This window comes from Paenibacillus wynnii (genome assembly GCF_000757885.1).
GTDB lineage: Bacteria > Bacillota > Bacilli > Paenibacillales > Paenibacillaceae > Paenibacillus_AQ > Paenibacillus_AQ wynnii.
Window position 1 is genome coordinate 924,899 of record NZ_JQCR01000003.1, and the last position, 13,158, is coordinate 938,056.

Annotated in this window: 10 protein-coding genes; all 10 read left to right on the forward strand. The window is 43.3% G+C overall.

The genetic code is table 11. From position 1 onward, the window contains the following. Positions 1 to 244 precede the first annotated feature (244 nt). Positions 245 to 2,560 carry a bifunctional glutamate--cysteine ligase GshA/glutathione synthetase GshB gene (gene gshAB / locus PWYN_RS19695; RefSeq protein WP_036655455.1) on the forward strand — a complete coding sequence of 772 codons (2,316 nt, stop codon included), beginning with the start codon at positions 245 to 247 and terminating at the stop codon, positions 2,558 to 2,560. A 578-nt stretch (positions 2,561 to 3,138) separates the two neighbouring features. Beyond that, positions 3,139 to 3,717 carry a histidine phosphatase family protein gene (locus PWYN_RS19705; RefSeq protein ID WP_036655457.1) on the forward strand — a complete coding sequence of 193 codons (579 nt, stop codon included), beginning with the start codon at positions 3,139 to 3,141 and terminating at the stop codon, positions 3,715 to 3,717. After that, complete coding sequence (locus PWYN_RS19710; protein ID WP_036655458.1) at positions 3,714 to 4,244, forward strand: histidine phosphatase family protein; 531 nt, start codon at positions 3,714 to 3,716, stop codon at positions 4,242 to 4,244. Before PWYN_RS19705 ends, PWYN_RS19710 begins: the two co-directional genes overlap by 4 nt. A gap of 253 nt (positions 4,245 to 4,497) precedes the next feature. Then, positions 4,498 to 7,194 carry a sensor histidine kinase gene (locus tag PWYN_RS19715; protein WP_036655460.1) on the forward strand — a complete coding sequence of 899 codons (2,697 nt, stop codon included), beginning with the start codon at positions 4,498 to 4,500 and terminating at the stop codon, positions 7,192 to 7,194. Further along, positions 7,187 to 7,903 carry a response regulator gene (locus PWYN_RS19720; protein WP_036655462.1) on the forward strand — a complete coding sequence of 239 codons (717 nt, stop codon included), beginning with the start codon at positions 7,187 to 7,189 and terminating at the stop codon, positions 7,901 to 7,903. The genes PWYN_RS19715 and PWYN_RS19720 overlap by 8 nt, the downstream gene beginning before the upstream one ends. A 208-nt stretch (positions 7,904 to 8,111) precedes the next feature. Beyond that, positions 8,112 to 8,435: a hypothetical protein gene (locus PWYN_RS19725; protein WP_036655463.1), complete on the forward strand. Its 324-nt coding sequence runs from the start codon at positions 8,112 to 8,114 to the stop codon at positions 8,433 to 8,435. A 197-nt stretch (positions 8,436 to 8,632) separates the two neighbouring features. Next, on the forward strand, positions 8,633 to 8,698 hold the full coding sequence (gene kdpF, locus PWYN_RS30715; RefSeq protein ID WP_084146997.1) for a K(+)-transporting ATPase subunit F: 66 nt from the start codon (positions 8,633 to 8,635) through the stop codon (positions 8,696 to 8,698). A 59-nt stretch (positions 8,699 to 8,757) separates the two neighbouring features. Beyond that, a complete protein-coding gene (gene kdpA / locus PWYN_RS19730) occupies positions 8,758 to 10,431 on the forward strand; it encodes a potassium-transporting ATPase subunit KdpA (RefSeq protein WP_036655464.1) in 1,674 nt (557 codons plus the stop codon). A gap of 16 nt (positions 10,432 to 10,447) precedes the next feature. After that, a complete protein-coding gene (kdpB, locus tag PWYN_RS19735) occupies positions 10,448 to 12,481 on the forward strand; it encodes a potassium-transporting ATPase subunit KdpB (RefSeq protein WP_036655465.1) in 2,034 nt (677 codons plus the stop codon). A gap of 38 nt (positions 12,482 to 12,519) precedes the next feature. Continuing rightward, positions 12,520 to 13,140 (forward strand): potassium-transporting ATPase subunit KdpC, encoded by a 621-nt coding sequence (gene kdpC, locus PWYN_RS19740; RefSeq protein ID WP_036655467.1) that lies wholly within the window; start codon positions 12,520 to 12,522, stop codon positions 13,138 to 13,140. Positions 13,141 to 13,158 lie beyond the last annotated feature (18 nt).

Consider the following 13,158-nt stretch of genomic DNA (forward strand, 5'->3'; position numbering starts at 1 on the left):
AGTTAGAACCTGAAAACCCCGCGCTGAGCGCGGGGTTTTTCTATCACATAGTTAAATTCGATTAAATATTAATTGCAAATTGCAAATGAATAAAGTATGATTTTATAGAGATCAATTTCCATGGGAAATACATGCTATATCTTACTGAAAGAGAGGAGCAGCTATGCTCTATACCCTTGTGGGTAACTTTCTTTAAATTATATTTGCAAATTACAAATAATTTTACCGGAAGAAGGTTTTTAGGATGGATTCATTAAACCTTGATTTAATAAATTTCATTATCGATAAGAAGTTAGATAAAGAACTCTTGCGGGGCCGATTCGGTCTTGAAAAAGAGAACACTAGAGTCGACAAAGACGGACATCTTGCACTAACCCCTCACCCGAAAGCGTTTGGAAACAAAACAGATAACCCCTATATCCAAACCGATTTCTCAGAAAGCCAAATTGAAATGATTACCCCCACGTTTAACTCCATAGAGGAAACTTATCATTTCCTAGAAGCGCTGCAAGATATCGTGACGCAGGAACTGATGGAGACAGGTGAATATTTATGGACCAGTAGTAATCCTCCTGTATTGCCGCGTGATGAGGATATTCCGATAGCGCATATGGAGGATCCTTTGGAGGAAATGTATCGGACTCAACTAGGACATAAGTATGGACGAAAAAAACAGTTACTTAGCGGAATACATTATAACTTTTCGTTTAACGAGAATTTTCTTAAAAAGCTATATGAGGCTTCATTAAGTAAAGACGAATACAAGCTCTTCAAGGATGGGTTGTATTTAAAAGTAGCAAGAAATGTATTAAAATATCGCTGGTTGCTTATCTATTTGACAGGAGCTAGCCCCGTTTTTAATAAATCTTATATAGAACAATGTGTGGCTTTAAGCGATCATTTGGATGAAGATAGCCGCTACTTTCCGAATATGAATTCTCTGCGAAACAGTGTATGCGGATACCGTAACGACAAACCTTTTAATGTATCTTTTAACTCCGTCAATGAATATGTTCAAGACCTGCAAAACTTAGTTCAATCTAAGGAATTACTTAGTGCAAAAGAGTTCTACAGTCCCATTCGTTTGAAACCCGCAACAGGAGAGAATCCACTTCAAGAACTTCTCGATAACGGTATTGCCTATTTAGAGTTGCGTATGTTTGATTTAAATCCACTGTTCAAGAACGGAATCAGTCTGGAAATACTGAAGTTTATCCATTTATTTCTCGTATATATGCTTCTCAAGCAGGATGAACCCTTTAACGAGGATGAACAACAACAGGCAAATCTGGATCTGGATACTCTTATGATGGAAGGTCTTCAAGGGAGTATGAAGGTAACGGCAGTAGCACTTATCGATTCCATGCAAGAAATGCTAAGGTATATAAATCCAGATGATCAACCCATGAATACGCTGCTTGAGCATAAAAAGAATATCATTCTAAACCCTGCTCTCAGCTACGCGTCAATCGTCAAAGCAGAAATACAACACTCATCATTCTTGCATTACCATTTAATTAAAGCTAAACAATATGCGAACCATAGTCTCGAAGCCGGATACAAGTTGGCAGGATATGAAGACTTGGAATTATCCACTCAATTATTATTAAAAGCAGCCGTGAAGCGCGGGATACACTTTGAACTCATCGATAGAGATGACAATTTTGTGGTTCTGACTAAGGGCGATCATAAGGAATATGTGAAGCAAGCCACAAAAACGGCCTTGGATTCCTACAGCACGGTTTTAATTATGGAAAATAAGATCGTCACCAAAGAAGTACTGAAGCAACAGGGTATTCGAGTTCCAGGCGGAAATGCGTATCGAAATCTGCAAGATGCTATGTTAGATTATGAAGTTCATCGTGAAAAGAAAATCGTGATTAAACCGAAATCAACGAATTTTGGACTGGGTATCACTATTTTCACGAACAACTTTTCAATAGAAGATTATCAGCGAGCTTTTGAAATGGCCTTTGAACATGACCGGACAGTCTTACTCGAGGAATTTGTTACTGGAAAAGAATATCGCTTTCTTGTCATGGGTGACGAGGTCGTTGGGATACTGCATCGTGTACCCGCCAACATCGTTGGGGACGGAGTTCGTACTATTGAACAGCTAATCCACGAGAAGAATAAAGATCCATTAAGAGGGCAAGGGTATCGAACGCCGCTTGAAAAGATTCAATTAGGTGAAGCTGAAAGGTTGTTTTTGAAAATCCATTCCAAGGATCCATCCGACATACCAAGGTTAGGCGAGGTCATCTATTTGCGGGAAAACTCCAACATTAGTACTGGTGGGGATAGTATTGATTTTACTGATGAAATCCCAATAAGCTATAAACAGCTTGCTATTCAATCTGCCAAGGCAGCCGGAGCCACCTTTTGCGGAGTGGATATGATGATTAATGATATTGAGCAAGAAGCAACGAATGAGAATTACAGCATCATAGAAATTAATTTTAATCCGGCGATTCATATTCACTGTTATCCTTATCAAGGGACAAATCGCAAGGCTGATGATAAGATTCTTGATTTGTTATTCGGGAAGATCGATGGATGAGACAACCCTAAATGAACTATTCACACAAAAACCTTCCTATTTTAGGAGGTTTTTTGTTATTTGTCAGAGAACTACAAACAGTATGTAATCTGAAATAAAGGAGCGGTTGAATTGGTTCATATGTTAAGTCTGATCATCCCGACGGCTATATTATTGCCTAATCTATTGTTCATTGGAATGCCTCCAAGAAATCTGCCGGCTAAAGTAGATGACAAAGATCGTTTAATTCTCAAAACAGCTGAAGGGCTTGGGAGGGTGGGAGTATTTGTGCTACCCCTTTTTTACTCCATACATAATGACCAACCCTATGAAATACTGTCAATAGTTGGAATGTTTATTTTTCTACTACTGTATTATGTAGGATGGCTTCGATATCTTAGAAAAGGAAGGGATTATCTGTTATTATTCTCACCGATGGCGGGGATTCCGGTACCCTTAGCGGTTAGTCCGATCCTATATTTTCTAAGTGCCTCAATCGTTTTACATTCTTTATTCATGTTTCTTTGCAGCTTAATACTAGCCCTTGGACATATTCCTCTTAGCCTAAAAACATATCATCAAATCACTGGAGGGTTATGATGAAAACTACAATTTATTTGGTGAGGCACGGTGAATCACCCAAAACTGAAGGAAACGAGAGGGAACGCGGGCTTACGGATAAGGGATGGTCAGATGCCAACAGAATAACCGAAATATTAAGAAATGAAGGAATAGACGTTTTCGTCTCTAGCCCATATAAGAGAGCCATTTTAACCATTGAGGAATTAGCCCAGTCTCTTGATAAAGAGATCATCGTTATTGAAGATCTCAAAGAAATGGTTTTTTTAAGTGACGATCGAATCATGCCGGATATAGAGCTGTATCCATACCTAGATAGGATCTTATCTGATCCGGATTTCACGTTACCTGATGGGGAATCCAGCGGGATTTGTCAGAAGCGTACTATCTTGATTTTAAAAGAAATTCTTACGAAGTATAGAGGTCAGAAAGTTGCTATAGGAACTCATGGGCTAGTAATGACCTTGATGATGAGGTATTTTGACAGTAAATACGACTTGGATTTTTTGTTACAGACATCGAAACCCGATATCTACAGATTGGAATTCAATGATGAGGAACTTATGGAAACGAAGAAATTATGGAGAGCTACCCAATGACCACATTTTATCTAATTCGACACGGTGAACCGGATTGGGATATCAATGAACAATATAAACTCAAAGGGCATGGAAGAGATCTCGTACCTTTAACACATCTTGGAACTCAGCAAGTGCATGTTACTTCAAAGGATAAAAGACTAAAGCATGCACAGTTAATTTTATCATCTCCTTATACTCGTGCCTTGCAGACAGCCGCTATTTTATCAAAAGAATTGCGCTTAGAAATAACGATTGAATTTGATTTAAGAGAATGGCAGCCAGATTTAACTTTTTCCTATGACACAGTAGAACAATTGATGGAACTAGGATCAGATTATGATTTACATAATGGGATATATCCTGCAGGTCAGAAGCGGTTTTGGGAGTCAAAATCTATGATGAAGGCACGGATGGACGGGGTAATTAATAGATATTTAAACTATGAATATGTAATTATTGCCGGGCATGGAATGGCATTTCGCACCCAAGTAGATGTAGGAGATATCCCCCATGCCTCTATAATTGAATATAAAATGTGGGAATGAAGCGTGGTTGAAAATAACTTATGGGTTCAATTTGCTGTATTTATTTGAGCTACAAGAAAATAACTTTCTTGTGGCTTTTTATATTTATAAATACAGGAGGATACCTATAGCAGAGATAATCATCTTAATATTATCTTAATGCCACAGCCAAAGTTGTAACGCTATGCTGATTTTGCTCATGATATACTAACGCTGTGTGAACAGGATATATTAGTAGATAACACTAAAGATGAGCAGATAGGGGGCATAAAGAATGGCAATAAATCATACCGACTCAGGTTCCCTGCTTGAGCGTCTTTCTAATATACCGGCTAATAAAAGACGAGGAAGGCTGAAAATATTTGTAGGATATGCTGAAGGTGTCGGCAAGACCTGTGCTATGCTGAGTGCTGCCCATGAAGAGCAAAGAGATGGGATTGATGTTGTTGCCGGATATATTGAGCCCCATGCAAGGCCAGAGACAATTGCGCTTATAGAAGGACTGGAGCTTTTGCCGCCTTTAGATATCTCCCATAAAGGTGTGGTTACTAAGGAATTTGATCTGGACCGTGCGATGCGGAGAAAACCAGACCTTATTTTATTGGATGAGCTGGCCCATAACAATGCGGCGGGTTGCCGCCATAAAAAAAGATATCAGGATGTAGAAGAGCTTCTTCGAGCAGGAATTCACGTATATACCACGATTAATGTTCAGCAAATTGAAAGCCTGAATGATGTCGTCTCCTCTATTGCTGGATTCTCCGTGTATGAACTTATTCCGGACAGCATATTTGACAACGCCAATCAGGTTGAATTAGTCGATATTGAACCCGATGATTTAATCGACCGCTTGAAAAAGGGGAAGATTTATCGTGATGAACAGGCTCAGACGACACATGCTCATTTATTCACCAAAGAGAAACTTATCGCCCTGCGTGAGATCGCTCTGCGCTATACAGCAGATCAGTTGAACCGGATCGCGGTAAAAATCAGTACACAGGAGAATAATAATGAGTATTATACAAAAGACCACATCTTAGTCTGCCTGTCCTCGGCTGCCTCGAGTCAGAAGGTTATTCGTACAGCAGCGAGAATGGCCGATGCTTACCATGGGAACTTCACAGCACTGTTCGTGGAAACACCGGAAACCAAGGCAATAACACCCAAAGACAAGGCGGAACTGAGGGGAAACCTAAGGCTGGCAGAGCAACTCGGTGCACAGATTGCATCTGTATATGGAGAGGATATCCCCGGGCAAATTGCAGAATATGCCAAAACAAGCAAGGTATCAAAGATCGTCATTGGACGTTCCAATAATAAAAAGAGATGGTTTGCAAAATCAAATTTTGTAGACAAACTGACCGCTCTCGCGCCGAATATTGATATTTATATCATCCCCGACACTGGGCAATCTTTCTACAAAAATCCTAAATACACAAAAACCCCTGAGCTGTCACTGGTTGATACCGTCACAACCGTAGGGATTATGGGTTTTTGCACCTTTATTGGACTGTGGTTTCAATTTCTGGGTTTTAAAGAATCGAACATCATTACTGTTTATATTTTGGGTGTTCTGTTCAATGCAATGGTTACGCGCGGTAGGCTCTATAGTGCGGTAACATCAGTATTAAGTGTGCTTGTGTTCAATTTTTTCTTTACCGAGCCTTATTTCTCTTTGCAGGCCTATGATTCAGGTTATCCGGTGACTTTCCTTGTTATGCTATCTGCTTCCTTCATAACCAGTACATTGACTATGCGGGTAAAGGAACAAGCCCGACAGTCCTCGCAAAAAGCCTACCGTACAGAAGTGCTTTTAGAGACGAGCCGAAAATTGCAGCAAGCAAAAGACACCTCGGCCATTATTTATGCAACGGCACATCAAATGGTGAAATTGCTAGACAAAACCATCATTTTTTATTCGGTGCAGCAAGATACCTTGTCAGAGCCGTTGATTTTATTAAAAGAAGAATCGGCTGTTGATCCACTGACTTACACAGGAAGAGAAGAACGTGCGGTTGCAGAGTGGGTGCATAAAAATAACAAGCGTGCTGGAACTACCACGGACACCTTTTCTACCGCCAGTTGCCTATACCATGCGGTTCGGGGAGGCGATACGGTATTTGCAGTAGCAGCCATTGTCATGGCTGAGGAAGACTCGTTAGAGATTTTTGAGAAGAGTCTGATGATTGCTATGTTGGGAGAATGCGCGCTGGCGCTTGAAAAAGAAAGACTGAACGAAAAACAAAAAGAAATCTCCATGCAAATTCAGCAGGAGCAGCTCCGTGCTAACCTGCTTCGAGCAATCTCTCATGATTTACGTACCCCCCTTACCACTATTTCCGGAAATGCGGGAATTCTCATAGGAAACTCTGAGGTGCTGAATGAGGAACAGAAAAAGGGGCTGTACACTGACATTTATGACGATTCATTATGGCTTATCAATTTGGTGGAGAACTTGCTCTCCATTACACGGATTGACAAGGGCGCATTAAATCTGAATTTGCAGGCAGAGCTTCTGGAGGAAGTCATAGCAGAAGCTCTTCTTCATATTAATCGGAACAGTGAGGAGCATACGATTCATACCGTATTGGATGACGAGCTTCTAATGGCTAAAATGGATACCCAACTTATTATTCAGGTCTTGATCAATCTTGTGAACAACGCAATAAACTATACGCCATGTGGATCACTGATCACGATCTCAGCGAGACGCGAAAATCATAGGGTGCTTGTAGAGGTTTCCGATGACGGTCCAGGTATTTCAAAAGAAGCACAGGCCAAACTATTCGACATGTTCTATACTGCCGACAATATTCGTGGGGATGGCCGCCGTGGATTAGGTTTGGGTCTTTCTTTGTGTAAATCTATTGTAAATGCTCATGGTGGGACCATTGATGTAAAAGATAATGTTCCGCAGGGTACGGTATTTAGCTTTACCTTGCAGGCTGAGGAGGTGACTGTTCATGAATAAGCCTTTGATTCTTGTTGTAGAAGATGACAAACCCATCCGTAAATTGATAACCACAACACTGGAGACACAGGGTTATAAATATCATACGGCTGAAACAGGAGAGTCCTCGATTTTAGAGGCAGTTTCCAAACAGCCGGATATTATCATTCTGGATTTGGGGCTTCCGGATATGGACGGTGTGGACATCATCAAAAAAGTACGGACTTGGTCCAATGTTCCTATTATCGTGGTCAGCGCACGCAGTGAAGATCGAGACAAAATTCAGGCGCTTGATGCAGGCGCAGACGATTATCTGACCAAACCCTTCAGCGTGGAAGAATTGCTGGCAAGACTCCGGGTTACTTTGCGGCGAATCCGATATGATAGTGATAAGCTGCTGAAGGATGCATCCCTTTTCACCAACGGAAATTTAAAAATTGATTATGCAGCGGGTTGCGTATGGCTGGATGAAGAAGAAATTCACCTGACTCCCATCGAATATAAGCTTTTAGGCTTGCTGGCAAAGAATGTAGGAAAAGTATTAACTCATAACTACATCCTGCATGAAATATGGGGTCATTATACGTATGACATTCCTGCCTTGCGTGTCTTTATGGCAACCTTAAGGAAAAAAATAGAAAAAATGCCCTCAAAGCCAAAGTATATTCAAACCCATATCGGAGTAGGCTATCGGATGCTGCAGGTTGGTGATGAAATCAAAGTTAATTAATACATTATTCATGCAGTAATTAAATACAAGTATTGTAAAATAAACCATGCTCATTAAAGAGCATGGTTTATTTTAATTTTAAAAACTAACGGTGAGAAAAATCATCTTAATATAATCTTTACTCTATCAAGAAAACTCTAATCCTGAGCTAATGGCGGGAGTGATACGCTAAAGCAGAAGTAAAGTACAGGGGAAAGAGGTCTTTTATATGGATGAATTATTAAGAAATGACGGACTTATCTCAATCATGCTGGTGCTGCTGTATGCCATTAAAAAAATATATGACAACATCTATTTACAAAGAGCAGGTTTATATGAGGACGATAACGTTTATAAAGCCGCCGAAGAATTTGCTCAGGGAGTACCCTCCAATGATGTCAGAGGCATTCTTTCAAACTGTTTTGATATTGATGATAAAGGTATGGAGAAAATTCTATCTCTAGCGCTTCCTCACAGAACTCAAAAAGATGGAGGATATCATGCCTTTATTAAGGCTGTAAATAAGGTGCTGGGTGAAGATGTATATAGCTGAATCTTAATGTAATCTTAATTCTCTCATGAAAACTCTAACCCTGACCTAATGGCTGAAGTGATACGCTGAATCGGAAGTGAAAAATAGATATAGAGCGCAGTACAGATAGTAGAGGGAGTGGCAAAGGTAATGATGGATGTGTATATGTGGGCTGGAGTAGTTGAGGATATGGGGAGGAATGAGCTGTGATTCTGATAATGGCTGTTACCCTGCTGTTGTTTGTATATCTGGTATTTGCATTAATTCACCCGGAGAAATTTTAATGTCATGAATTGAAAAAAGAGAGAAATGAAATGAAAGAAATGATTAAGGAGGCTCATTGATGGGTATTTTGCAAATCGTTGTTGTTATAGTTGTTCTGCTGCTGGTAAAACCGGTAGGAACTTATCTATATCATGTATTCTCGAATGAATCCAACTTCACAGACCGTTGGTTTGGTGGTACGGAAAGAGGGATTTATCGACTGATTGGGCTTAAAGCTAGGAGGGGAATGTCCTGGAAGAAATATGCGCTTAGCTTTATCTTGACCAATATCGTGCTGGTAGCCTTCAGTTATATCTTTCTGAGGCTGCAGGAAGGACTCCCGCTGAACCCGAACGGAATCGGAAATATGGAGCAGACACTGACATTCAATACGGTCATCAGCTTTATGACCAATACAAATCTACAGCATTACAGCGGGGAAACCGGGGTGTCTTATTTCTCCCAGATGGCTGTAATGACTATGCTGATGTTCACCTCGGCGGCGAGCGGGTTCTCCGTGGCTGTTGCTTTTGTTAGAGGGATCACTGGCCGCGTCTCGGTGGGTAACTTTTTCGAGGATTTCGTCAAAGCTCACACTCGGATCTTCATTCCGCTGGCGCTGTTGCTTACGCTGGTCATGGTAGCTCTGCAGGTGCCGCAGACCTTGAAGCCTACGCTTGAGGTAACCACCCTTGAAGGGCAGACCCAGCATATTGCTATAGGACCGGTTGCTTCGCTGGAATCCATCAAGCATCTTGGGACAAACGGCGGAGGGTTCTTCGGGGCGAATTCGGCCCATCCATTTGAGAATCCGAGTCCGCTTACGAACGTGCTGGAAATTCTCTCGATGTGGATGCTACCTGCGGCTCTCCCCTATATGTATGGACTGTTTGCCAAAAACAAACGCCAAGGCTGGATGATCTTTACGGCAATGATGACCTTGTTCGTACTGTTTCTAAGTCTAAATTATTATGCTGAAAGCAAAGGTAATCCGGCAATCAATGCTATGGGTATTGACGCTTCGCAAGGCAGTATGGAAGGAAAAGAGGTTCGCTTCGGCATTCCGCAGTCTTCGCTCTTCACTACCGTTACTACTGCAGCAACGACAGGTACGGTCAATAATATGCATGACACGCTGACGCCTCTGGGAAGTATCACCCCACTGACATTGATGATGCTGAACAATGTATTCGGAGGCAAGGGTGTCGGACTGGTCAACATGCTGATGTACGCCATTATGGGTGTATTCCTGTGCGGTCTGATGGTCGGTAGGACACCGGAGTTTCTCGGGCGTAAGATAGAGGCCAAGGAGATGAAGATGATTGCTATAGCGATCCTAATCCACCCTTTGATTATTCTTGTCCCCACTGCGGGAGCATTCTTGACGGAACTGGGAAAAGGATCTATCAGCAATCCCGGATTCCACGGGATGACACAAGTGTTATATGAATATGTCTCTTCTGCTGCCAATAACGGCTCGGGCTTTGAAGGACTGGCGGATAATACCACCTTCTGGAATATGACAACCGGGATTGTCATGCTTCTGGGACGTTACGTCTCTATTATCGCGATGTTGGCCGTAGCAGGTTCCCTGATTCAGAAAAAGCCGGTTCCTGAAACCATTGGCACATTCCGCACAGACAACAGTCTGTTCACTGGCATTTTGATTGGCACGGTGCTGATTATTGGTGCGCTGACCTTTCTGCCGGTCATTGTGCTCGGTCCAATTGCAGAATATTTGACCTTACGGTAGGAAGAGGGAGAACAAGATGAGTACTGTAACAAGAAAAAAGCTACTGACGGGACCGATACTCCTAGGCGCCGTAAAGGATAGTTTTAGGAAGCTTAACCCGGTCACGCTTATGAAGAATCCGGTAATGTTCGTAGTTGAGATAGGGACGATTATTGTCTTGCTAATGGTGCTGGCTCCCGGTTACTTTAATGCGGAGCAATCGGTTGGCTTCAATATAACGGTGTTCTTCATCCTGCTGTTTACCGTGCTGTTCGCTAACTTCGCTGAAGCCCTGGCCGAAGGACGCGGCAAAGCTCAGGCCGATTCGCTAAAGAAGACGAAACAAGACATTAGCGCCAATAAGTTAGTAGGAACAACGGTTAAAATCGTTTCTTCCTCAGAACTGCGTAAGGGCGATGTAGTGATCGTCAGCCAAGGGGAATTGATCCCAGGCGATGGCGAAGTGATTGAAGGATTGGCTTCCGTGGATGAGTCGGCGATTACCGGAGAGTCTGCACCGGTCATTAAGGAGGCCGGAGGCGACTTCGGCTCGGTTACGGGCGGCACGCGTGTGGTCAGTGACCAGATCAAAGTACGGATTACAAGTGATCCAGGTGAATCATTTCTGGATCGGATGATCTCCCTGGTGGAAGGGGCAAAACGCCAGAAGACACCAAATGAGATCGCGCTGAGTACACTTCTGATCAGCTTGACAATTATTTTCCTGATTGTAGTGGTTACATTACGGCCGATTGCCGGCTTCCTGGGCATCGAGCTTAGTATTCCTGTAATGATTGCTCTGCTCGTCTGCCTGATTCCTACAACGATTGGCGGGTTACTCTCTGCCATTGGTATTGCAGGTATGGACCGTGTCACGCAGTTCAATGTATTAGCCATGTCCGGTAAGGCAGTCGAGGCTGCCGGGGACATCAACACGATGATCTTGGATAAGACGGGTACAATTACCTTTGGGAACCGAATGGCAAGTGAGTTCGTATCCGTTGGAAACATGCCTGAAGTCGAGCTAACGGCATGGTCGGCGATCAGTTCACTGAAGGATGAGACACCTGAAGGTCGATCCGTTCTTGAGCTGGCCAAGAGGCTCGATCGCAGCTACGACCGCAGCCTTGGTGATGGCGGTGAGTTCGTGGAATTCAAGGCGCAGACACGAATGAGCGGAATCGATCTACGGGATGGGCGCAGAGTGCGCAAGGGAGCGGTGGATTCCGTGAAGAAATGGGTGTTGTCGAATGGCGGGCAGATTCCAATTGATCTCGACAGCAGCTCCGATGCCATTGCCCGACTGGGGGGAACCCCACTTGCGGTAGCAGTAGACAATATGATCTATGGACTCATCTATTTGAAGGACATCGTTAAGCCCGGCATGAAGGAACGCTTTGACGAGCTGCGTCAGATGGGAATCAAGACCATTATGTGCACAGGGGATAATCCGTTGACCGCCGCAACCATTGCCCGTGAGGCCGGAGTAGATGATTACATTGCCGAGAGTACACCTGAGGATAAAATTGAAGTTATCCGCCGCGAGCAAAACGAAGGTAAGCTGGTCGCCATGACCGGAGACGGTACCAATGATGCCCCTGCGCTGGCGCAGGCCGATGTTGGGCTGGCAATGAACAGCGGGACGACCGCTGCCAAAGAAGCGGCGAATATGGTTGATCTGGATTCCGATCCCTCAAAGATTATAGAGGTGGTTGCGATCGGGAAGCAGTTGCTGATGACGCGTGGCGCCTTGACCACCTTCAGTATCGCGAATGACATCGCTAAATATTTTGCGATTATTCCGGCAATGTTCACCCTGGCGATACCGGAGATGGAGGTTCTTAATGTAATGGGGCTCGGCTCCCCGAGCTCAGCTATTATATCGGCACTGATCTTCAATGCGATCATTATTCCTCTGCTTATTCCGCTGGCCATGCGAGGCGTGTCTTATAAGCCGATGAGCTCCACTAAGCTGCTCGCACGTAATCTTTTTATCTACGGTTTAGGTGGAGTAGTTGTCCCGTTCGTAGGTATTAAGCTCATCGATATGATCGTAAGTATATGGATATAACGCTATGTTGACTATAGGCAGGAAAGGATGACAGTATTATGGTGAACTCTATCGAAACGGAAGAAGAGCAGCAATCCATGTCCACTGGTTCCTATTTCTTAATGGTGGTGCGGCTCAGTCTGGTCTTTATTGTACTCTGCGGGATTATTTATCCCTTGGCTTCCACAGCGATTGCCCAGGTAGTTATGCCGTCACAGGCAAATGGCAGTTTGCTCAAAAATGATGCCGGAGTGGTTATAGGCTCAGAATTGATCGGCCAGAACTTTACAGATCCGGCGCTTTTCCATAGCCGGGTATCGAGTATTGATTATAAAGCTGAGGCTTCAGGCTCCAACAACTACGGACCATCTAACCCGGATATGCTGCAGCGGACGAAAAATTTCATTACCCAGTGGCAGTTGGATAATCCGGAGGTGCCTTTGAATAAACTACCGGTTGATCTGATTACCAATTCAGGTTCTGGACTGGACCCACATATCTCTCCCGTTGCGGCAATGGTGCAGGTTCCCAGAATTAGCAACCTGACCGGTATTCCGGCCAATGTACTCGAAGCATTGGTGGAAAAATATACCGAAGGCCGCGATCTTGGTTTGTTTGGTGAGAAACGTGTCAATGTGTTGAAGCTGAATATGGCTTTATCGGAAATCCCAGCGAAATAGCAAGCTTGTGCCCTGTCT

What these genes read in the sequence shown, in the direction of transcription:
- PWYN_RS19720 (WP_036655462.1), top strand. Translation starts at nt 7,187, where the DNA reads ATGAATAAGCCTTTGATTCTTGTTGTAGAAGATGACAAACCCATCCGT.
- kdpB (WP_036655465.1), top strand. Translation starts at nt 10,448, where the DNA reads ATGAGTACTGTAACAAGAAAAAAGCTACTGACGGGACCGATACTCCTA.
- kdpC (WP_036655467.1), top strand. Translation starts at nt 12,520, where the DNA reads ATGGTGAACTCTATCGAAACGGAAGAAGAGCAGCAATCCATGTCCACT.
- PWYN_RS19715 (WP_036655460.1), top strand. Translation starts at nt 4,498, where the DNA reads ATGGCAATAAATCATACCGACTCAGGTTCCCTGCTTGAGCGTCTTTCT.
- PWYN_RS19705 (WP_036655457.1), top strand. Translation starts at nt 3,139, where the DNA reads ATGAAAACTACAATTTATTTGGTGAGGCACGGTGAATCACCCAAAACT.
- kdpA (WP_036655464.1), top strand. Translation starts at nt 8,758, where the DNA reads ATGGGTATTTTGCAAATCGTTGTTGTTATAGTTGTTCTGCTGCTGGTA.
- PWYN_RS19710 (WP_036655458.1), top strand. Translation starts at nt 3,714, where the DNA reads ATGACCACATTTTATCTAATTCGACACGGTGAACCGGATTGGGATATC.
- gshAB (WP_036655455.1), top strand. Translation starts at nt 245, where the DNA reads ATGGATTCATTAAACCTTGATTTAATAAATTTCATTATCGATAAGAAG.
- PWYN_RS19725 (WP_036655463.1), top strand. Translation starts at nt 8,112, where the DNA reads ATGGATGAATTATTAAGAAATGACGGACTTATCTCAATCATGCTGGTG.